General features: G+C 74.7%; 21 protein-coding genes and 1 riboswitch. Of the genes, 1 reads left to right on the top strand and 20 read right to left on the bottom strand.

The genetic code is table 11. The features are described from left to right. Positions 1-35: 35 nt before the first annotated feature. The 7 genes from EAO73_RS12865 to EAO73_RS12895 form a co-directional block, all read right to left on the bottom strand. Positions 36-806 carry an SDR family NAD(P)-dependent oxidoreductase gene (locus EAO73_RS12865; protein ID WP_147971676.1) on the bottom strand — a complete coding sequence of 257 codons (771 nt, stop codon included), beginning with the start codon at positions 804-806 and terminating at the stop codon, positions 36-38. After that, positions 803-1,480: a TetR family transcriptional regulator gene (locus EAO73_RS12870; RefSeq protein WP_147971677.1), complete on the bottom strand. Its 678-nt coding sequence runs from the start codon at positions 1,478-1,480 to the stop codon at positions 803-805. The genes EAO73_RS12865 and EAO73_RS12870 overlap by 4 nt, the downstream gene beginning before the upstream one ends. A gap of 77 nt (positions 1,481-1,557) precedes the next feature. Then, a complete protein-coding gene (locus tag EAO73_RS12875) occupies positions 1,558-2,775 on the bottom strand; it encodes a PP2C family protein-serine/threonine phosphatase (RefSeq protein ID WP_147971678.1) in 1,218 nt (405 codons plus the stop codon). A gap of 124 nt (positions 2,776-2,899) precedes the next feature. Next, the gene (locus tag EAO73_RS12880; RefSeq protein WP_147971679.1) at positions 2,900-3,616 is read right to left on the bottom strand and encodes a GNAT family N-acetyltransferase; all 717 of its coding nucleotides are present in this window, start codon (positions 3,614-3,616) and stop codon (positions 2,900-2,902) included. Continuing rightward, positions 3,613-4,530, bottom strand: a complete 918-nt coding sequence (locus EAO73_RS12885) for an NADP-dependent oxidoreductase (RefSeq protein ID WP_147971680.1) — start codon at positions 4,528-4,530, stop codon at positions 3,613-3,615. Before EAO73_RS12885 ends, EAO73_RS12880 begins: the two co-directional genes overlap by 4 nt. A 241-nt stretch (positions 4,531-4,771) precedes the next feature. Then, positions 4,772-5,677 carry an NAD(P)-dependent oxidoreductase gene (locus EAO73_RS12890; protein ID WP_147971681.1) on the bottom strand — a complete coding sequence of 302 codons (906 nt, stop codon included), beginning with the start codon at positions 5,675-5,677 and terminating at the stop codon, positions 4,772-4,774. Positions 5,678-5,731: 54 nt separating this feature from the next. Beyond that, on the bottom strand, positions 5,732-6,460 hold the full coding sequence (locus tag EAO73_RS12895) for an adenosylcobinamide amidohydrolase (protein WP_412074589.1): 729 nt from the start codon (positions 6,458-6,460) through the stop codon (positions 5,732-5,734). A gap of 268 nt (positions 6,461-6,728) precedes the next feature. Here EAO73_RS12895 and EAO73_RS12900 point away from each other — a divergent pair, with 268 nt between their 5' ends. After that, positions 6,729-7,736 carry a PRC and DUF2382 domain-containing protein gene (locus tag EAO73_RS12900; protein WP_147971682.1) on the top strand — a complete coding sequence of 336 codons (1,008 nt, stop codon included), beginning with the start codon at positions 6,729-6,731 and terminating at the stop codon, positions 7,734-7,736. Between the two features lie 95 nt (positions 7,737-7,831). Here the strand turns inward: EAO73_RS12900 and EAO73_RS12905 are convergent, their stop codons facing one another. The 13 genes from EAO73_RS12905 to EAO73_RS12960 all read right to left on the bottom strand — a co-directional run bounded on the left by EAO73_RS12905 (position 7,832) and on the right by EAO73_RS12960 (position 20,912). Then, entirely contained in the window at positions 7,832-8,605 is a 774-nt protein-coding gene (locus tag EAO73_RS12905; RefSeq protein ID WP_147971683.1) for an ABC transporter ATP-binding protein, read from the bottom strand. Further along, complete coding sequence (locus EAO73_RS12910) at positions 8,602-9,687, bottom strand: FecCD family ABC transporter permease (protein ID WP_412074590.1); 1,086 nt, start codon at positions 9,685-9,687, stop codon at positions 8,602-8,604. Before EAO73_RS12910 ends, EAO73_RS12905 begins: the two co-directional genes overlap by 4 nt. Next, entirely contained in the window at positions 9,684-10,721 is a 1,038-nt protein-coding gene (locus EAO73_RS12915; RefSeq protein ID WP_147971684.1) for an ABC transporter substrate-binding protein, read from the bottom strand. Before EAO73_RS12915 ends, EAO73_RS12910 begins: the two co-directional genes overlap by 4 nt. Before the next feature lie 63 nt (positions 10,722-10,784). Further along, a riboswitch (cobalamin riboswitch) is annotated at positions 10,785-10,972 on the bottom strand. 60 nt (positions 10,973-11,032) lie between these two features. After that, the gene (locus tag EAO73_RS12920; protein ID WP_147971685.1) at positions 11,033-12,256 is read right to left on the bottom strand and encodes a beta-ketoacyl-[acyl-carrier-protein] synthase family protein; all 1,224 of its coding nucleotides are present in this window, start codon (positions 12,254-12,256) and stop codon (positions 11,033-11,035) included. Further along, on the bottom strand, positions 12,253-12,495 hold the full coding sequence (locus EAO73_RS12925) for an acyl carrier protein (protein ID WP_147971686.1): 243 nt from the start codon (positions 12,493-12,495) through the stop codon (positions 12,253-12,255). Before EAO73_RS12925 ends, EAO73_RS12920 begins: the two co-directional genes overlap by 4 nt. Positions 12,496-12,585: 90 nt before the next feature. Continuing rightward, positions 12,586-12,741, bottom strand: a complete 156-nt coding sequence (locus EAO73_RS35895) for a hypothetical protein (protein WP_191134041.1) — start codon at positions 12,739-12,741, stop codon at positions 12,586-12,588. Then, positions 12,738-14,600 (bottom strand): acyl-CoA dehydrogenase, encoded by a 1,863-nt coding sequence (locus EAO73_RS12930; RefSeq protein WP_147971687.1) that lies wholly within the window; start codon positions 14,598-14,600, stop codon positions 12,738-12,740. Before EAO73_RS12930 ends, EAO73_RS35895 begins: the two co-directional genes overlap by 4 nt. A gap of 51 nt (positions 14,601-14,651) precedes the next feature. Beyond that, on the bottom strand, positions 14,652-15,899 hold the full coding sequence (locus EAO73_RS12935; RefSeq protein WP_147971688.1) for a beta-ketoacyl-[acyl-carrier-protein] synthase family protein: 1,248 nt from the start codon (positions 15,897-15,899) through the stop codon (positions 14,652-14,654). Positions 15,900-16,045: 146 nt separating this feature from the next. Next, positions 16,046-16,978, bottom strand: a complete 933-nt coding sequence (locus EAO73_RS12940) for a carbohydrate kinase family protein (protein WP_147971689.1) — start codon at positions 16,976-16,978, stop codon at positions 16,046-16,048. Positions 16,979-17,184: 206 nt separating this feature from the next. Continuing rightward, complete coding sequence (locus EAO73_RS12945) at positions 17,185-18,057, bottom strand: ABC transporter substrate-binding protein (RefSeq protein ID WP_147971690.1); 873 nt, start codon at positions 18,055-18,057, stop codon at positions 17,185-17,187. 119 nt (positions 18,058-18,176) lie between these two features. Continuing rightward, the gene (locus EAO73_RS12950) at positions 18,177-18,803 is read right to left on the bottom strand and encodes a GNAT family N-acetyltransferase (RefSeq protein ID WP_147971691.1); all 627 of its coding nucleotides are present in this window, start codon (positions 18,801-18,803) and stop codon (positions 18,177-18,179) included. A 44-nt stretch (positions 18,804-18,847) separates the two neighbouring features. Continuing rightward, positions 18,848-19,174 (bottom strand): cupin, encoded by a 327-nt coding sequence (locus EAO73_RS12955; RefSeq protein WP_132902544.1) that lies wholly within the window; start codon positions 19,172-19,174, stop codon positions 18,848-18,850. 112 nt (positions 19,175-19,286) lie between these two features. Then, positions 19,287-20,912, bottom strand: a complete 1,626-nt coding sequence (locus EAO73_RS12960; RefSeq protein WP_147971692.1) for a glycoside hydrolase family 13 protein — start codon at positions 20,910-20,912, stop codon at positions 19,287-19,289. Between the last annotated feature and the right edge of the window lie 22 nt (positions 20,913-20,934).

Below are 20,934 nucleotides of genomic sequence, written 5' to 3' on the forward strand. Positions count from 1 at the left end.
CCGTTGTCCCCCGTCTCCCCCGTCCCTCTCCGGGCTCAGGCGGCGGAGTAGCCGCCGTCCACCAGGTGGTAGCTGCCGTGGATGAACGAGGCGCGGTCGGAGAGCAGGAACGCGGCCAGCTCCGCCACCTCCTCGGACGTGCCGAGGCGGCCCGCCGGGTGCAGCGAGATCAGGTGGTCGCGGGCCGGACCCTCCGTGTTGCGCAGCAGCGGCGTGTCGATGAAGCCGGGGCCCACCGCGTTGATCCGGATGTTCCGGGCGGCGTACTCGAGGGCCGCGGTCTTCGTGAGGCCGACGACGCCGTGCTTGGCGGCGACGTAGGCGGGCGAACCGGCGAAGCCGTTGGTGCCCAGGATCGAGGACATGTTGACGATCGCGCCGCCGCCCGCGGCGAGGATGGCGGGCAGTTCGTAGCGCATCGAGTAGAAGACGCCGCTGAGGTTGGTGGCGACGACGCGGTCCCAGTCCTCGACGGCGTACTCGCCGGTCGGGCTGCTGGGGCCGCCGATGCCCGCGTTGTTCACCGCGAGGTGCAGGGCGCCGAAGGTGTCGACGGCGAATCGCACGCCCGCCTCGACGGACGCGGGGTCGGTGACGTCCATGGCCACGGCGGCGGCCCGGCCGCCGGCGCTCTCCAGCGCGGTGGCCGCCTCGCGGGCGCTCGCCTCGTTGTAGTCGGCGACGACGACCGAGGCGCCCGCGCCGGCGAGCCGGTGGGCGAGGGCCAGTCCGATGCCGGAGGCCCCTCCGGTTACGAGGGCGGTGCGGCCGGCGAACTCCTGGTCGGCGGGGGTGGTGGTGCTCATGGTGTGCCGTTTCCTTCCGTGGTGCTGGTGGTGCTGTGCGGCGCCGGGACCGGGGGCCGGGTGAACAGCTCTCCGGACAGGGCGTCGAAGGCCCGCTCGACGAGCCGGGGCAGCTCGTCCGGGCGGTCGCCGCGGACCCAGGCGGCCTGGGCGGCGAGGAGGGCGCCGGCTCCCGCGGCGACCGTGACGGCGGGCCGCAGGTCGCTGAGGGGGTCGGTGCCGAGCCGGTCCGCGACGATGGCGACCGAGTCCGCCTGGGCGTCCACCCGGATGTGGTGGAACGCGGCATAGAGGGTCGGTTCGCGCTCGGCGAGGACGAGCAGCTCGTAGATCCGCGGGCGGCGGTGCCAGGCCGGCGTCCCGGGGTCGGCGAGCCAGTCCAGGACGGCCCGGCGGTAGGCGGTGAGCGGGGGCTCTTCGGCCGGCCGGGCGCGCAGGGCGTCGTTGATCCGGTCTCCGTCGCCCCGGACCGAGTCCAGGACGGCGTCCTCCTTGCTCGCGAAGTACCGGCTGAAGGTGCGGCGGTCGACGTCGGCGCGTTCGGCGATCTCCTCGACCGTGACCTCCCGGAGCCCCCGGTCGAGCACGAGCTCGAAGGCGGCCCCGGCCAGTGCGTCCCGGGTCCGGCGCGCCTTACGGCCACGCCGGTCCGGAGGCTTCTGTTCCGCTTGCATGTCTTTCACCGTACACCCGAAAATGTCCCGGCGCGACAGAAGTCTCGCCGGGACATGCAGGGCATGGTGTGCGCCTGCTACCGCCCGCTCAACGCCTCGATGGCCCGGGGCACCCCGTGCCCCGCGGGCCCGGCCGGGGCGGGCTCGTCGGAGGGGGCGGGGACCCGGCACAGGGCCAGTACGGCGATGTCGTCGCGCCGCACGCCGCCGGAGAACTCCTCCAGGTCGTGTGCGAGCGCGTCGAGCAGTTCGCGGGGACCCCGGCGCGCCCAGCGGCTCAGCCGGGCGTCCAGCGGATAGAAGTGCCCCTCGGCGTCGCGGGCCTCGGTCACCCCGTCGGTGAACATCAGCAGCGTCGCGCCGGGCGGGAAGTCGAGCCGTTCCGCGGTGCGGCCCTCGTTGCTGAGATCCGCCATGCCCAACGGTACCGACGTCCGGCGCAGCGGCACGGTGGCGGCGACCCCGTCGTGCACCAGGCGGGGCGGCAGGTGGCCGCAGTTGACGGCCTGCGCCCGGCCGTCCCCGTCGAACCCGAGGACGAGCGCGGTGACGAAGCGCTCCGTCTCGCCGGTCTGGGCGGAGAACGCGTTCTGCCGCGCGACGGCCTCCTCCAGGCGGTCGACGACGCCGACGAGGGACGGCTCACGGATGGCCGCCTCGCGGAAGGCGCCGAGAACGGCGAACCCCGCGCCGATGGCGGGGAGCCCCTTGCCCTGGACGTCACCGATGATCACACGGGTGCCGTAGGGCGACTGGACGACCTCGTAGATGTCCCCGCCGACGAGATGGTCCTCCTCGATCGGCGTGTACGAGCCGTGGGCGGTGATCTGGTCGGTGGGGATGGGCAGGGGGCGCAGGATCTGGCGCTGGAGCGCGACGGCGGCGGAGCGGAGCCTGGCGACCTCGATGGCGTGCCGGATACGCAGGACACAGGCGCCGATGCCGAGGAGACACGCCAGGACGGTGAAGACGACGCTGCTCCCGATGTCCCAGTAGCTCCCGCCGGCCACCAGGCGCGACGCGACGGCCACCACCGCGACGAAGGCGGCGACACCGGTGGTCTGGGCGATCGTGCCGAACACCGAGACAAAGGCCGGTACCACCACCAGCAGGGGCACCAGACGCAGATCCTGGCCCGACAGGACGTCCAGGCAGACGATCGCGGCGGTCAGCAGGGCCAGCGCTCCGAACAGCACCCCGTTCCCGACCCTGGGGGCGCGCACGGCGGCCTCTCCGAGGTCGGTGCCGGGAAGCGTCACGCGGGGCGCGGGCCGGCTCAGGAGTCCGAACGTCAAGGCCCTCTCCTTCCGGGATCTGCCGGCGGATGCCGGCGCTCACCTCCATTCGACCCGGTCAGCGGTGCGGCGCACACGAGGCTTACGGCCCCGAGGGCCCTGCCGAAGGTCCCGGAAGGGCCGCTCAGCGCGCCGCCGCGGGCACCCCGGCCGGTACGAGTGCGGCGAGGAAGGCGGTCCGGCGGCGGAGCACGAACCCCAGCGACTCGTAGAGGCGGACGGCCCCGGTGTTGGCGGCGGCCGCGTGCAGGAACGGGGTCTCGCCCCGCTGCCGGATCTCGTGGGCGACGGCGCGCACCAGCCCGCCGCCGAGGCCCTGGCCGCGTACCGACTCGTCGGTGCACACGGCGCTGATCTCGCTCCAGCCCGGCGGGTGCATGCGTTCACCCGCCATGGCGACGAGCACCCCGTCCCGGCGCACCCCGAGGTAGGTGCCGAGTTCGACGGTCCGCGGCTCGAAGGGGCCCGGCCGGGTGCGGGCGACCAGGTCGAGCATCTCGGGCACGTCGGCGGGGCCGAGCCGGACGGCTTCCGCGAGCGGGGCCGCGTCCACGCCGTCGTCCACGAGCTGGACGCCCTCGGCGTGGAAGGTGATCTCCCAGTCCTCCGGCGGGGGCTCCCGGAACGCGGTGATGGTGACGGCTCCCCCGGGGCCGGTGAGCGCCGCCACGTCGGCCCAGTCGTCGGGGCCCGGGTCCGGCGGGAGCGCGACCCAGGGGGCGACCGCGGCCGGGTAGCGCAGCACGCGGCCGCGGCGCTCGGCGAAGTGGGCGTGCGGGCCGCGCAGCGCGGTGCCCACCGGGTCGTCCAGCGGGTGGCCGGGGTCCAGGGGCGCGGTCACCCGGTCACCTCGATCACGATCTTGCCGAGCGCGTGGCCGTCCTCCACCGCGCGCAGCGCCTCGCCCGCCCGGCCGAGCGGGACGGTCCGGGTCACGTGGGTGTGCAGGACCCCGTCGACGACCAGCCGCGCCACCTCGTCGAGGACCGCCGCGGTGCGGGCCCGCCGGACGGGCTCGCCGCCCAGCTCGGTCACCAGGGGCTTGCCGCCGGCGCTGATGAGTGCGGCGGGGTCCACCAGGCCCGCCGCCTCGCGCAGGGTGTCGCCGCCGACCAGGTCGAAGACGGCGTCGACGCCCTCGGGCGCGGCTGCCCGCACCCGGCCGGCGAGGCCGGGTCCGGACGGGATGTGCTGCGCGCCCAGGGACTCCACGAAGTCCTTCTTGGCGTCGCTCGCGACCCCGAGGACCCGGACGCCCGCGTGGCGCGCGAGCTGGACGGCGGCGCTGCCGACACCGCCGCCGGCGCCGGTGACCAGGAGGGTGCTCCCGGGTGCGGGGTCCAGCTGGCGCACCCCGTCGTAGGCGGTGGCGGCGGCGACCGGCAGGACCGCCGCGTCGGTGAAGGACAGGGCGGCCGGCTTGTGGGCGGTGACCGCGACGGGCATCAGCGTGTACTCGGCGTACCCGCCGGTCAGCGGGTTGCCGAAGACCTCGTCGCCGGGCGCGAAGCCCTCGGCGCCGGGGCCGGCCACGACGACGACGCCGGCGGCCTCGCTGCCGAAGACGGTCGGGAACGGCAGCGGCTCGCTGCCGGGCCGGGTGTACCCCGTGCGCAGTTTCCAGTCCACCGGGTTGACGCCCGCCGCGCGGACGGCGACGAGCAGTTCGCCGGGGCCGGGTTCCGGCCGTTCCAGGTCGGTGAACCGCTCCGCCTCCGGACCGCCGTTGCGGGTGAACACGTACGCCTTCGGCATGAGCTCCTTCTCCCCTGTTCCCGTACTCCGGCGCCCGGCCGCGGGGCACCACAGCTGCGGCAAGGACGGGAGGCGCACGGGTATTCCCGTACCGTCGATTTCGACTCAACTACAGCCGTATATGAGCCGGTCGGTCCCTGCGGTGCGCCGTCGTGTGGCACGCTGGTGGCGGCCGTCCCACCGGGCTCCCCCGTACCGGTGGGGCGGTCTTCGCCGTACGGCGCCGACCGCCCCGGACCGGTCAGCCGTTGTCCCGCTCGGGGGCCCGGCCGGCGTAGTAGGTGGCGATCATGTCTTCTTCGCCGTGCCCGTCCGCCTCCGCGCGTTCGAAGCGGGCGGCCGAGGCGGCCGTCAGATCCAGCCGGACACCGGCCTGGCCGGCCGCGTCGAGGATGAGCCGGGTGTCCTTGAGGGCCGTGGACAGGGCGAAGCTCGGGGTGAGATCACCGTCCAGCACGGCCGCCGACTTGGTCCGCAGGTAGCCCGCGTCGAGCGGCCCGCCGGCGACGAGGTCGAGGAAGGCGCGCGGGTCGACGCCGAGCCCTTCGGCGAGGTTCAGGCACTCCGCGACCCCGCCCACCATGTTGATCACCCAGGCGTTGAGCACGAGCTTGAGCCGGGAGGCCTCGCCCGGCTCCTCCCCGGCCCAGATCGTGCGCTGCCCGATCGCGTCCAGCACGGGTTCGACCACCGCGCGGGCGGCGACGGGGCCGGAGACAAGGACGGTCAGCGCGCCCTGCTCCGCGGGCTGCCGGGTGCCCGCGACCGGGGCGTCGAGGTGGACGAGCCCCAGGTCTGCGGCGCGCTGGGCCAGTTCGACGGCCCCGTCCGGGCCGACGGTGGAGGTCTGGAGCAGCACCTGGCCCCGGTGCAGGCCCTCGGATGCGGCGGTGAGCGCGGCGGCGACGGCGGTCGTGTCGGTGAGCGCGGTGAGCACGACGTGGGCGCCGCGCACGGCCTCCTCCGCCGTCCCGGTGACGGTGGCGCCGTCGGCGGCGAGCGGGGCGGCCTTGGCCTGCGTGCGGTTCCAGGCCCGGACCTCCAGACCGGCGCGGAGCAGGCTGCGGGCCATCGCCGCGCCCATGATCCCGGTGCCGAGTACGGCGACGACCGGCCGCTGCGGTGCTGCGGGGACTGCTGAGGTCATGGGGTTCCCTTCGTCGGCCGCGCCCGGGGACCGGCGCGCGGCGGATTCGGCATGTCAGGGGTGCCGCAGCGCGCCTTCCAGCACGGCGGCGTGTACGGCTCTGGCGAGTCGCGCGCCCCAGCGGGAGCGCGGCCCGGCGAACGGTTCGGCGGCGCCGGTGTCCGGCGAGGGGGCGGGCGCGGCGACGCAGACGGCGTCGGTCGGGGTGCCGGAGCAGTCGAGCCCGGCGTCCAGGAGCGCCTGCACCTTGGCCTCCGTGGCGGTGGCCACGGCGTTGACCAGGGCCGCGTCGGACAGCGGCACCGGGAAGGTCACCACGATGTTGACCGTGCCGGGGCTCGGCGGTCCGCCGGTGCCCTCGCCCGGGACGGCTGCCCAGCCCCGTACGCCCAGACCGCAGGTGGCGGTCGCGTGGACGCCCTCGTCGGCGGCGGTGGTGTACGCCGTGACGTCGGCTGCGGTCATCAGGCCGGCACCGGGGCCGGTGAGGCGGGCACCGGCGGCGATCTCGGCCAGGTGGCGGTCCGGGTCCATGCGCGGATACCCGCCGGGCACCTGGGCGTTGAGGATCCAGTCACGCGGTCCGATGCCGCCGCCCAGGACGGCGCTGCTGCACACCCGCCACCCGGGCCCGAGCCGCCACACGAGATGGTGCAGGTCGGCCCCGTCCTCGCGCCGGACGAGCAGCTCTCCGCGCTGTTCGGGGAGCCGGATGCGTACGGAACGGATGGGGCACCCCCGGTGGAACGGCAGGACTTCGGTCGGCACGGACCGGTTGATCATATGTGCCGGGGCCGGGGCAGCCGGGAGCCGCCCCGGCCCCGGAGGCATCGGCCCGGACACCCGGCCCGTTCACCCGATTGGCGTAATGGGCGCAAGTGCCGCGCAGCCGTGCGGCACGGGGGCTGCGCCGGTCCGAGGCGGATGCCGCACGCCGGCCCCGGTGGCCGGGCGGTTGCAGCGTCCATCCGGGTGAGGCGCGATGGAATCCGGACGCGCCTTCTCTGCTGGACCCACCCACAGGACGCGCCCGAGCGAGGAGGAATCGGATATGGGAGCCGCTGACGGTTTCACGGATTCCGGAGAGCTCGACGGCCTGACGGTGTACGACACCGAGGGCGAGAAGATCGGCAACGTGGGCCGGGTGTATGTCGACGACAGCACCGGCCGCCCGGACTGGATCACGGTGAAGACCGGCCTGTTCGGCATGAAGGAGAGTTTCGTGCCTCTCGCCGGAGCCCGTCGAGTGGGCTCCGACCTGCACATCTCCCATGGCAAGGACCAGGTCAAGGAAGCTCCGAGGGTGGACGCGGACGCGCATCTGTCGGTGTCCGAGGAGGAGGAGCTGTACCGCCACTACGGCCTGACACGGAACACCAGGAGCAATCTCGGTGACCGCTCCGGGACCGGCGCACCGACCACCACGGGCACCGGGACCATGGGCGCGGCCGGGACCGGCGCGGCGGCCGGTGCCGGGGCCGGGTCCATGGGCGCCGCGGGCACGTCCGGCACGGACCGGACCCAGGCGGCCGGCACCGGTAAGCACCGGGACACCGAAACCGCGGGCACGGGCGCGGGCCGTCCGCTGGCCGGAGCCGGCGCGGGTGCCCAGCGGTCCGGCGCCGACCTGGGCGGCAAGGAGGAGATGATCCGCTCCGAGGAGCAGCTGCACGTCGGCACCGAGGAGTACGAGAGCGGCAGGGCGCGTCTGCACAAGTACGTCGTCACCGAGAACGTCACGCGCAGCGTGCCGGTCTCGCACGAGGAGGTACGGGTGGTCCGTGAGCCGCTGCAGCCCGGCGACAAGGCTGCGCGGGCGGGTGACCTGACGGAGCAGGACGTGGAGGTCACGCTGCACGCCGAGCGCGCCACGATGCGCAAGGAGACCGTCCCGGTCGAGCGCGTGCGGATGGAAACCCAGAGGGTGACCGAGCAGAAGGAGGTCTCCGCCGAACTGCGCAAGGAGCAGATCGACTACGCGGACGGCACCACCAAGGGCGGCAAGGACATGCCCGGCAAGGACACCGGCGGCGACATGGGCCGAGGACGCCACCGCTGACCCCCCGCCGGCATGACTGCCGCACCGCACCACAAGCGAGGGGCGGACCCGCCGACGGGTCCGCCCTCTCGTGTGCCCGGACGGCGCCGGGCCGGTCAGGGCAGGAAGCGTACGGAGGGCCGGCCCTGCGGCCCGTCCGGAGTCACGACGGCCCGCACCCGGTAGACCTCCTCGATCAGTTCCTCGGTGATCACCTGCTCCGGGGTCCCGCCCGCGACCGCCCGGCCGCCGCTCAGGACCACGATCCGGTCGCAGAACATGGCGGCCAGATTGAGGTCGTGGAGGGCGATGACGGCGGTCAGCGGCAGCGAGGCGACCAGGGAGAGCAGTTCCAGCTGGTGCTGGATGTCCAGGTGGTTGGTCGGTTCGTCGAGCAGGAGTTCGCGCGGCTGCTGGGCCAGTGCGCGGGCGATCTGGACGCGCTGGCGCTCCCCGCCGGAGAGCGTGTGCCAGGACCGCTCGCGCAGGCCGGTGAGGCCGGTGCGTTCCAGTGCCGCGTCCACCGCCGCCGCGTCCTCGCCCGTGGGGGCCGACCAGGCGCGGCGGTGCGGGATGCGGCCGAGGCGTACGACGTCCAGGACGCTCAGCTCGTCCTGGGTGACGGCGTGCTGGTCGACGACGGCGACCCGCCGGGCCACCTGGCGCCGGCCGGCCGCGGCCAGCGGCTCGCCGTCCAGGGTGACCGTGCCCGCGTGCGGGGCGAGGAGCCCGGCCAGGATGCGCAGCAGTGTGGACTTGCCGGAGCCGTTGGGGCCGATCAGCCCCACGGTGGTGCCCGGCTGCGGGGCGAGCGTCACGCCGTCCAGGAGGAGACGGCCGCCGGCCTCACGGCTGACGCGGGCGGCCCGCAGGCCGCCGGTCGCGGTCATGTCGCCCGCCTGGTGCGGTAGAGGACGAGGACGAAGGCGGGCACGCCGATCAGAGCGGTGACGACCCCCACCGGCACCTCCTGCGGGTCGAGGACGGTCCGGGCGAGCGTGTCGACCCAGACGAGGAAGACGGCCCCGGCGAGTGCGGTGACCGGCAGCAGCCTGCGGTGGCCGGAGCCGGTGAGCGCGCGGGCCGCGTGCGGCAGGACCAGGCCGACGAAGCCGATGGCACCGGCCGAGCTGACCAGCGCGGCGGTCAGCAGCGCGGTCGTGCAGAGCAGGACGGTACGGGTGCGTGCGACGTTCACGCCGAGGGCGGCGGCGGCGTCCTGGCCGAAGGCGAACGCGTCCAGCGTCCGGGCGTGGCCGAGGCAGATCAGCAGGCTGACGGCGAGGACGGCGGAGCAGATCCAGACATCGGTCCAGCCGACCCCGCCGAGCGAGCCGAGGAGCCAGAACAGCACTCCGCGGGTCTGCTCGGCATCGGCGGCCGTCATGACGACGAAGGAGGTGAGCGCCGAGAACAGCTGCATGGCGGCGACCCCGGAGAGCACGACGCGGTCGGTGGAGCCGCCGAGGGTGTGGCTGAGCAGCATCACCAGGGCGAAGGAGCAGAGCGCTCCGATGAACGCCCCGGCCGGCAGCGAGACCGCTCCCCCGCCGACGCCGAGCACGACGACCAGGACCGCACCGGTGGAGGCCCCGGAGGAGACGCCGAGGACGAACGGGTCGGCCAGCGGGTTGCGCAGCAGGGACTGCATGACGGTCCCGCAGACCGCGAGCCCCGCACCGCAGACGGCGGCGAGCAGGGTGCGCGGCATGCGCAGGTTCCAGATGATGCCGTCGCGGATCGGGCTGAGCCGTGCCTCGCCCATGCCGAGGTGCGCGGCGACGGCGGACCAGACGTCCGCGACGGAGATACGGGCCGGGCCGATGGTGACGGCGACCGCGATGGACAGGGCGAGCAGCAGGGCGCCGCCGGTCCACAGGAGCCCGCCGCTCAGGGCCCGCAGGCGGGGGCGGCGGCCGGGTGCCTGCGCCGGGTGTGCGACGGGCACCGCGGTCCGATGGGTGTCCGTCACCCCGCGAGCCCGAACTCGCGCAGTCCGGCGGCCAGTTGTTCCAGGCCCTCGACGGTGCGGATGGTCGGGTTCATGGCCTGGCCGCTGAGCAGGACGTAGCGCTTGTGGCGTACGGCGTCCATCTTCTTCGTGACGGGGTTCGACTCCAGGAAGGCGATCTTCCCGGCGGCGCTCTCCGCGGTCTGCGACTTGCGGGTGAGGTCGCCGATGACCAGGACGTCCGGGTTGCGGTCGGCGACGGTCTCCCAGTTGATCTGGGGCCACTCGTCGTGGGTGTCGTCGAAGGCGTTCTTCACACCGAGTTCCCGGGTGATGATGCCCGGTGCACCGCAGCAGCCCGCCAGGTACGGGGACTCGGAGTTGGCGAACCAGTACAGGACGGAGGTGCCGGAGGCGTCGATGCCGTCGGTGGCCTTGCGGATACGGGTGCGGAGCTGCCCGACGAGCTTCTCGCCGCGCTCGGGGACGCCGAAGACGCGGGCGAGGTCGCGTACTTCGTCGTAGACGCTGTCCATGGTGAGGGCGCCGGTGCGGACGCCGTCGCCGTCCTTGGTGTTGTCCTTGGCCGTGCAGTCGGCGGGGGCGACATAGGTGGAGACGCCCAGCTTCTCGAACTGCTCGCGCGGGGCGACTCCGCCCTTGGCGAGGGTCGACTCGAAGTCGGCGGCGACGAAGTCGGGTTCCTGGTCGAGGACCTTCTCGGACGAGGGCCGGTTGTCGGCGATCCGCTGCACGCCCGCGTTGGCCTTCTCCAGGCCCTTCATCACCGGGTCGGTCCAGGTGGCGGTGGCGGCGATCCGGTCCTGGAGGCCGAGCGAGAGCAGGATCTCGGTCGTGCCCTGGTCGACGGAGACGGCGCGCCGGGGCGGGGCGTCCACGGTCACGGTGCGCCCGCAGTTCTTCAGGGTGACCGGATAGCCGTCCGCCCTGCCCGGTGCGTCGGCCTTCCCGGACGGCGATCCGCCGCAGGCCGTCAGCAGCAGGAGGGCGGCGGTGAGCAGGGCGGCGGAACGGACACGGCCTATCGGGGGCACGGGGTACACCTCGGCGTCTCTGGGCCCATGCGCGGGGCCCGCTGTACGGAATCCGCCGCCCGGTCCCGGGCGGCGGTCGCCAGCAGGTCTTCGGACTCGGGTTCACGCGGACGGGACGCCTTCCCGGGAGACGGTGGTCTCCCAGTGGCCGTGGCCCCGCCCGTCCCCCTCACCGCTGCGCGTCAGTTCCGGATTCGCACCGGATTCCCTGACTCCACACGTGGAGTTCGACTGGCCCCGGCACGCTACCACGGGCGTCTGCGCAGCTCAGCGGCGCCTCCGGACCGCCCTCCCGCACCCGGGAGGCCGGCTCACGGGCGCTGGAGCGCGACCACCGCGTTGTGCCCGCCGAAGCCGAAGGAGTGGCTGACGGCCCGGCGGACGGGCCGCACCAGCGGCACCTTGGTGACGCAGTCGATCTCGAACCCGGGCGCGGGGGCGTCCAGGTTCGCGACGGGCGGGATCACCCCGCGCTGGAGCGTGAGGATCGTCAGCCCCGCCTCGATCGCCCCGGCCGCGCCCATGCAGTGGCCGAGCACGCCCTTCGGGGCGGTGACGGGCGGCCGGTGCGGGTACACCCGGCTGATCAGCGCGGCCTCGGCGGCGTCGTTGTGCACGGTCGCGGTGCCGTGCGCGTTGACGTGCTCGACCTCGTCGGCCCGCCAGCCCGCGTCGCGCAGGGCGGCCTCGACGGCGGCGCGGGCGATCCGGCCGTCGGGGTGCGGGCTGGTGGGGTGATGGGCGTCCGTGGTGGCGCCGGTGCCGGCGAGCAGGGCCCGGGGTGCGGCGCCCCTGGCCTCCGCGTCGGCGGCGCGTTCCAGCACCATGACGGCCGCGCCCTCGCCCATGACGAGTCCGGCCCGGTCGGCGGCGAAGGGCCGGCTGAGCCGGGACAGGTCGCCGTCCGCGCGGGCGCCGGCCCCGGACCGGGCGAACCCGGTCATGGCGATCGGGAACACGGTCGACTCGGTGGCCCCCGCGACGGCCACGTCGCACTGCCCGGTGACCAGCAGGTCCCGGGCGACGGACAGCGCGGTGACACCGGACGAACAGGCCGTGCAGGGGGCCATGCTGGGTCCGGTGGCCCGCATCTCGATCGCGATCTCGGCGGCGGGCATGTTGGGGATGGTCAGCAGGACACCGGCCGGCGAGGTCGCCTCCGGTCCCCGCCGCTCCAGGACCAGCGCCTGGTCGGTGAGGTGCGCGGAGCCGCCGCTGCTGGTGCCGACGACGACGGCGACCCGGCTCCCGTCCCAGCCCGCCGGGTCGAGCCCCGCGTCGGCGACGGCCTCCCGGGCCGCCAGCACGGCGAACTTGACGTACCTGCCCATCCGGAAGGCCGTACGGCGGCCGACCGCGGCGTCCAGGTCGATGCCGTCGACCACGCAGGCGAAGTCGATCGCGCACCCTTCGAGCGCGGGGACGCTACGGGCCGGGCTCACCGCGGCGCAGACTCCGTCCCAGGTGGACTCGGTGTCGTTGCCGACCGGGGTGATCATGCCCAGCCCGGTGACGGCGATGGCCGGTGTGTTCATCGGGCGGTGCTCACCGCCGCGTGGAGGTGCGCCGTGAGCTCGGCGAGGGTCGTCCCCCGGGACGGCGTTCCCGTGTCCAGCTCGACACCGGTGGCCTCCCGGAGGACGACGGCGAACTCCGCTGCGGCGAGGGAGTCCATGTCCAGGCTGTCCATGGTGGATCCCGGAAGGATCTCGGCCACCGGAACCTTGAAGGTACGGCTGAGTACGTCGGTGATCCGGGGGTCGATCGTGCTCATGGTCTTCCTTTCCTCATGGCCATCGCGTGCGGGTGTCCGGCGCCCGTGCGCACGTCCCGACGCCGGAACAACTGAGCAGCGTCAATCCGGTTACGCCTTGCGGCGAACCGATTCGGCATCGCTCGTCCGCGCGCCTCCGGTCCGGCGCGCGAGCAGCGCGACGGTGGTCCAGTACGCGAGGAGTACGGCCCCGGTCCCGAGTCCCTGCACGGCCTGCGCGGCGCGGCGCGCCCGCGTGCCCCTCATCGCCGCGCCTCCTGGTGCCAGTGGGCATCGGGATCGTCGTAGGCGTCGGCGTAGCGGGCGCCCGTGATCGGCCAGTCGGCGAGCACCTCGTCGGGGAGGGCGAAGGCGTCGGCGAGCTCGGGGAGATGGCCCGCCACCGCGGCGATGAGCTGTTCGGTGTGGTCCGTCAGCGCCTCGGCCTGACCGCCGCTCAGGTGGCCGGCCGCGAGGAGGTCGCCGCTGACCCGGGCGATCCGGCCGAGGGCGAACAGCCGGGCCAGCTCGTCCAGCCGGTCCCGGTCGGGCCCGGCGGGCAGCGCCTCGACCGCGTCGGCGTACGCCTCGGCCGCCTCCCGGCAGGCGTGCGCGTCGACCCCGCGCAGGGCGGGGCCCGATGCGGCGTTCCACCGCTCCAGCGGGCTGCCGTGGGCGACGGGAGCCATGCGGGCGGCGGCGCGCGCGAACCACAGCTCCTCCGCCCGGCCCAGGAGCCCGGCCAGGAACCGCAGGTCGGTGAGGTCACCGGTGACCGGATCGGCCGGCTCGTGCGAGGCGCCGGCCGCGAGCAGGGCGGCGGCGGCCCTGGCGTGGACCGCGAGGTTGTCGCCCTCGGCGGTGATGGCGCCCTCGACGCCGGTGACGAGCACGGACATCCCGTTGTTCTCCAGCAGGCCCTGGGCGCCGCAGCGTTCGCGTGACTCGACGATCACGGCGCGGGCCCGCCAGGTGATCCAGCCCTTGGCGATGTCGACCAGCCGTTCGGCCGCCTCGCGCTCGGCCTCGGGCCCCGCCCCGGCCGCTTCCCAGCGGTCCAGGACGCGCCGGTGCAACAGGCTCATGGCGAAGACGGTGGCCATGGCCTCGGCGAGCGGCCCGTGGTGGGTGCGGTACGCGAGCACCGGCAGCTGCGCCCCGCGGCCGGCGGAGACATGGCGGTGGCCGCCATAACGCACCGCGACGGCCAGCGTGGCGCGGGCGGAGCCGACGGCGCTGGCGCTCATGCAGATCCTGCCGGTGACGACCCGGGCGATGGAGGCGAGGAAGCGGCGCCTGCGGCCCTCGACTGCGCTGCGGAACACCCCGTCGTCGCCGATCCTCCCCTGCGGCCCCGTCAGCAGGGCGTCGCGTCCCACGAAGACGTGGTCGAAGGAGGTCAGGCAGTGGTCGACGGGGCTGCCCATGCGCGCCGGGAGCCTGCGCACGCGTACACCGGGCACGGGGCGGGTGCCGTCGGTGAGGGGCACCAGCAGCAGGAACACCCCGTGATCGGCTCCTCCGGCGATCAGGCGGGCCGCGACGAGGCCCGATTTGGGGCCGCCGGCGAGACCGGTGTTGGGCATGAACTTCTGCGCGCCGCAGCGCGGGGTGTGCAGGACGAACCCGTCGCGCACGGGGTCGTAGGTGGCGGTCGTCTCGACGGCCGCCGCGTCGTTCCCGTGCGCCACCTCCGTACACAGGAAGGTTCCGGTGCGCCGCAGTTCGAGGAAGTCGGACAGGTCGCGGGAGACGTCGCCCTCATGGTCGAGGAGGCTGCCGAGGAAGAGGTTGTAGTGGATGCCCGCGATGGTCGCGAAGGCCGGGTCGACGGGGGCGAGCCACTCGTGCAGCGCCGCCAGCGCCCGGAAGTCGGAGGCCGGGCGGGCCGCGCTGTCCAGGGCGTCGTTGAGGCTGCGCAGTCGGGCGTACGCGCGGGAGAGCCGTTCGTCCGGGGTACCCGCCTCGGGTCCGACGGGCAGGCGGAACGGCTCGGTGGCGGCGAGCCGTCGCCAGAAGCCGTGTTCGCGGCGGGCGTCGGAGCCCAGGAGTACGGAGGTGAGCGGGCGTTCAAGGGGCTCGGCGCCGGTCCCCGTGGCGCCGTCGCTGTCGAGCGTGGTGGTCATACAAAGCTGAACGACCGGCGCACGGTCAGGACACCGGGATCGCGCAGTTGTTCACCGGTCGGCGTGCCGGGCGCGTTCGAAGGCGAGCACGACGTTGTGGCCGCCGAAGCCGAAGGAGTGGCTGACCGCACGGCGGACCTCCTGGCGGCGCGGCCGCTTGGTCACGCAGTCGATGTCCCACTCGGCGGGCGGGGCATCCAGGTTGGCGACCGGCGGGACCAGCCCGTGTTCCAGGGTCAGTACGGTGGCGGCGGCCTCGATCGCCCCGCCGGCGGCGAGCGTGTGCCCGAGGACGCCCTTCGGGGCGGTGACCGAGGGGCGGTGCGGGAAGAGGCCGGAGATCAGCGCGGCCTCCATCGCGTCGTTGAGCGGGGTGGAGGTGCCGTGGGCGTTGACGTGATCGACCTGGTGCGCGGCCCAGCCCGCCGAGTCCAGGGCGGCCTCGGCGGCGCGCCGCGCACCGCGGCCCGACGGGTCGGGGGCGGTGGGGTGGTGGGCGTCGGTGGCGGACCCGGACCCGGCGAGCACGGCCCGTGCGCGGGCTCCCCGGGCCGCCGCGTGCGCCGCCCGCTCCAGGACCAGCACGCCGGCGCCCTCGCCCAGGACGAAGCCGTCGCGGTCGGGGGCGAAGGGGCGGGAGGCGCCGGCCGGGTCGCCAGTACGTGTCGACAGCGCGCCCAGCTGGGCGAAGGCGGCGACCACAAGGGGCGTCAGGACGGATTCCGCGCCGCCCGCGACCACGATGTCGCACCGGCCGGCGGCGAGGAGGTCGTGCGCGGTGGCGAGGGCGGTGGCGCCCGAGGCGCAGGCGGTGGCCGGGGCGAGGCCGGGGCCGTGGGCGCCCAGGTCGATGGCGATCTCACCGGCGGCCGCGTTGGGCATCATCATCGGTACGAGGAGCGGGGAGACGGCCTGCGGCCCGTTCGCGTCGAGCCGGCGGACGTTGTCCACGAGTACGGGGACCCCGCCCACGCCGACGCCCAGCACCACGCCGACCCGGCCGCCGTCCCAGCGCTCCGGGCGCAGTCCGGCGTCGGCGACGGCCCGGCGCGCGGCGACCAGGGCCATCTTCACGAACCGGGCCATGCGCCAGCCGGCGCGCCCGCCCACGGCCTCGTCCAGATCGGTCGCATCGGCCCGGCAGGCGAAGTCGGCGGGCAGGCCTGCCAGTTCCCCGCAGCGCCGGGCCGTCGGCCGGCCCGCGCACAGCCCCGCCCAGAAGGTGTCCTCGTCGTCGCCCACGGGGGTGACCAGGCCCAGCCCGGTCACCACGGTCGTCGTCCTCGCGTCCCGCGCCATGCCGGGGCCCTCCCCTTGTTCTCGTCCGGAACCCTGTCCCGTACGGCCCTTGTCCCGCCGGCCTTCGCAAGGGGAACGCGCGGGGGCCCGCCGAGGGTGCGGGCGCGGTGGGCCGGATGCGGGGCGACGGGCGGGTGCCGGCCCGTTCAGTGCCGGGCGAGGGCGGCGCGCAGTTCGGACTCGTCGGGCGGGTTGGCGCCGGCACGGGCGACGGTGACGGCCGCGGACGCCGCCGCGTGGCGCAGTACGTCGCTCACCGTGTCCCGGTCCGGTGCGCGCAGCCGTTCCCGGCCGGCCTCGCCGAGCAGGCCGTGGGCGGCGAGGGCATGCAGGGTGCCGGACATGAAGGCGTCCCCCGCGCCCACCGAGTCCACGACGTCGACGGGGAGCGCGCCGATGTCCACCCGTCCGCCGGGCAGCAGCGCCGTGGCCCCCTCGCCGCCCCGGGTGACGAGGACGAGGGCCGGTCCGGCGGCGAGCCACCGCTCGGCGGCGTCCTCCGGTTCCCGGCCCGGATACAGCCAGCCCAGGTCCTCGTCGCTCGCCTTGACGACGTCGCTGAGAGCGACGCACCGCTCGACCCGGCGCACGGCGGCCTCGTGCTCCCCCATCAGCGCGGGCCGCACGTTGGGGTCGTAGCTGACGGTGGCGGCCGTCCGCAGCGACTCTACGGCGGCTAGCACCGTGGCCGCCCCCGGTGCGGTCACCGCCGCGATCGACCCGGTGTGGACGTGCCGGGGCCGCCGGTCCAGGGCGACCGGACCCAGGGACCAGGTGATCTCGAACGCGTACGAGGCCCGGCCCTCGTCGTCCAGGGTCACGACGGCCGACGGCGTGGGGTCGGTCGCGTCGTCGTCGAGCACCTCGACCCCGGCCCCGGTGAGGTGTGCGCGGATCAGCCGCCCGTTGTCGTCCGCGCCCAGCTGCGTGAGCAGGGTCGCGTCGTGGCCGAGCCTGGCCAGGCCGTGGGCCACGTTGGCCGGGCTGCCCCCGGGGTGGACCCGGTCGGGGGCGCCCGGGAGCCGGACGATGTCGGCGACGCATTCACCGATGACCAGGAAGTCGGGGCGGTCGGGCATGGGCGCGGGATCTCCCGGGGTTCGGTGACGGGTGACGGGCGTCCGGCCTCCCGTACGGTCGCCGGGCACCCGGAAGCACCTTCGCACGCGGCGGCCCGCCGGCGCGCGGGAGGGCGGGCCCGGCGCGGCCCGGCTCGTCTCAGCGAGGTTCCGCCCGGCGCACGACGTCCGGCAGGCGAAGCCCGGCACGCGAAGCCCGGCACGCCCTACGCGTCCAGCGCGTCCGCCACCAGCTCCAGGAACCGGGCGTGGGCATGCGCGCTGCACACCGGCTCCGGGTTCCACGGGACCACCCGGGCGGCTCCGGCGACCGCCGCCCAGCCGGCGTTGTCGCGCAGCTCGTCCAGCGGTGTGGCGTTGACCCGGACATCGGCGAGGACGACGTCCGGGCGCAGGCCGCCGGCCTCGGCATAGGCGGTCGTGGACCAGTTGGCTCCGGGGCCTTCCGCCGGCTCCAGGAGGTCGACGCCCAGGTCGGCGAGGACGCGCAGTTCGGGCCACATGCGGGGGCGGGCGAGATGGGCCTGCTCCTGGCCGGCCGGTGACAGGGCGAGAACCCTCGCGCGGTCCGGGCCGGCGGTGAGCGCGCGCAGCCGGGACCGCGCGGCGTCCAGTTCCGCGGTCGCCGCCGCGGGCTCCTCGGCGCCGAGCGAACGGGCCAGCTCCGCGAACCGGTCGCCGATCTCGGCGAGGGTCCGCGCCTGGCCCACGTCGATGACGACGACCGGGACGCGGCCCTCCAGGTGCTTGGCCGTCTCCGGGTCGAGGCCGTACACCTGGCCACCGCCGTAGCTGACCGCGACGACGAGGTCCGGTGCGCAGGCCAGCAGGGCATCCTCGTCCAGGGTGGTGCCCGCACCGGCGTACGCGATCCCGTCCAGGGGCAGTGACCCGGTCTTCGCGAGGTCGGGCGCGGCCGGGTCGTCGTGGCCGGAGCCGAAGAGCCCGGCCGGGCGTATCCCGTGGTCCCACAGGGTCGCCCCGGCCTGGATGTACGCGAGCACCCGCTGCGGGCGCTCCCCGGTTGCCGACAACTGCCCCCGGTCGTCGGTGAATTGCCACTCGGTCCGCTCGTTCACGTCACACGCCTCCCACCCGGACCCGCCGCCCGGCCGGCGGCGGTCGACGAGTACCTGCCCAGCAAATGCGGGCGGCACCCGCCGGGGCGGAATCCCGCCGGAGACGGACGGGAGGCAGGCTAGAGATCCGGCCGGGTACCGCGTACGAGGTAGGTGACCGGGCCCGGGTCCGGGACGGCGGTCTCGGTGAAGCCGAGCCGGTCGTAGAAGGCCCTGGCCGGGGTGTTGGAGGTGAGCATGGAGAGGTGGACGCCCTGGACGCCCCGGGCGTCGAGCGCCGCGAGGAAGGTGTTCATCAGCACCCTCCCGTACCCCTTGCGCTGCCAGTCGGGCAGCAGGTCGATGTGCAGGTGGGCGGGGTGGTCCGCGAGTTCGGGCAGGACCATGCGCTCCGGGTCGTGCAGGAGGGTGGTCATCTCGTCGCTGGGGCTCTGCGGCGGACCATCGGGGAGCGGGTAGCGGTCGGCGACCAGCGGCAGCCAGCGCTCGCGGAACTCCTTGACGAAGCGCGGGGTGTCGGCGGTCCCGAGGATGTAGCCGACCGGGCGGCCCGTGCCGTCGTCGAGGACGAAGGTCAGCTCGGGTTCCAGGTATGCGTACGGCGTGGCGAAGATGGCCGGCACCAGCTCGTGGTCCGGGTAGAGGTCCCGGGCGTCGCTGCCGCCGGCGGCGGTGCGTATGCAGATGTCCGAGAGGGCGGCGCTGTCGTCGGGTCGGTAGGCCCGTGGGCCGGGAAGGATCGTCACGGGCTCATCCTGCCGACTCTGAGAGCGCTCCCACAAGAGTGGTCTCAGGGGTTGACGGCCGTGAGGAGGACGACGGCGTCCTCCAGGGCGAGCAGTCCGTGCCGCTCCTGCGGGATCGGGTGCAGCCGTCCGGGTGTCAGTTCCACGTCGCCGGACGCGGCGGTGAGGCGGACGGAGCCGCGCAGGACCTGGAGCGAGGCGGCGGGCGGGGCGTTGTGCTCGTCCAGCGCGGAGCCCGACGTGAGGGCGATGACGGTCTGCCGCAGCGGGTCCTGGTGGAGCAGGAGGTGGGCGCTGCGGCCGTGCGGGGCTTCGCGGGCGGCGGCCAGGTGCTCGGCGGCGAGGGCATTCAGATCGTTCGGAGCGTCCATATGCCCACTGTGCCGCAGCCCCCGCCCGCCCGCGAACCTGCCGCACGGGCCCGGTCGCGCTCCCACGCGGCCGGGCCCGTCCGCCGCCACCGCCGTGCGGCCGGTGGCGTCGTCAGGCGCGCAGCCACACCGCCGTGTCCTGCGGGAGGCGGCCGGTCTCGTCCAGGGGCGCGCTGGTGAGCAGCACCACGCTGTGCGGAGGCAGGTCCGCGGGCTCGGCGGCCAGGTTGACGACGCACAGGAGTCCGTCGGTCCGGGCGAAGGCGAGTACCCCGGGTGCGGCGTCCAGCCAGGTCAGCCGCTGGATGCCGGGCTCCCCCTCCGTACCGAAGCCCGGCTCGGTGCGCCGCAGCCGCAGGGCCTCGCGGTAGAGGCTGAGCATGGAGCCGGGGTCGCCGTTCTGGATGTCGGCGGCGTACCCGGACCAGCCGTCCGGCTGCGGGAGCCACGGTTCCGCGGTAGCACCGAATCCGGCGTACGGCTCGCCCGCCGCCCAGGGCATGGGCACGCGGCAGCCGTCCCGGCCCGGGTCGGTGCCGTTCTTGCGGAAGTGCATCGGGTCCTGGATGCGGTCCAGCGGGATGTCGGCCTCGGGCAGCCCGAGTTCTTCACCCTGGTAGAGGTAGGCGGCGCCGGGCAGGGCGAGCGACAGCAGGGCGGCGGCGCGGGCCCGGCGGGTGCCGAGGGCCAGGTCGGTGGGGGTGCCGAAGGCCTTGGCCGCGAAGTCGAACCCGGTCTCCTCGCGGCCGTAGCGGGTGACGGTCCTGGTCACGTCGTGGTTGCAGAGCACCCAGGTGGCTGGGGCGCCGACCGAGGCGTGCTCGGCGAGGGTGTCGTCGATGGCGCCGCGCAGCTTCTCCGGCTCCCAGGGGCAGGCGAGGAAGTTGAAGTTGAAGGCGGTGTGCAGCTCGTCGGGGCGCAGGTAGCGGGCGAAGCGCTCGGTGTCGGGGAGCCACACTTCACCGACGAAGACGCCGCCGTACTCGTCGGCGATGGCGCGCCAGGAGCGGTAGATGTCGTGGAGTTCGTCGCGGTCGACGAAGGGGTGCGGGTCGGTGCCGATGACGAAGTCGGGCAGTGCCGGGTCCTTGGCGAGCAGGGCGGCGGAGTCGATGCGTACGCCGGCGACGCCGCGTTCGAACCAGAAGCGCAGCACGTCCTCGTGTTCGCGGCGGACGGCGGGGTGGGCCCAGTTGAGGTCGGGCTGCTGGGTGGCGAAGAGGTGGAGGTACCACTCGCCGTCGTCGAGCCGGGTCCAGGGGGTGCCGCCGAATTCGGAGACCCAGTCGTTGGGCGGGATCTCGCCGTTGGCGCCACGGCCCTTGCGGAAGTGGAAGAGGTCGCGCTCGGGGCTGCCGGAGCCCGCTTCGAGGGCGGCGCGGAACCAGGCGTGCTGGTCGGAGACGTGGTTGGGCACGATGTCGACGATGGTGCGGATGCCCAGTTCGCCGGCCTCGGCGATGAGCTTCTCGGCTTCGGCGAGGGTGCCGAAGGCGGGGTCGATCGTGCGGTAGTCGGCCACGTCGTAGCCGCCGTCGGCCAGCGGCGAGAGGTACCAGGGGGTGAACCAGAGGGCGTCCACGCCCAGTTCGACGAGGTAGGGCAGCCTGGCCCGTACCCCTGCCAGATCGCCGGTGCCGTCGCCGTCGCCGTCGGCGAAGCTGCGTACGTAGATCTGGTAGATGGCGGCGTCGCGCCACCAGGGTGCGGTGGCCTCGGACGGACGGTTGGCTGCCACGTGGCGTTCCTTTCGGGCAGGT

The organism is Streptomyces sp. col6, assembly GCF_008042035.1.
Classification (GTDB): domain Bacteria; phylum Actinomycetota; class Actinomycetes; order Streptomycetales; family Streptomycetaceae; genus Streptomyces.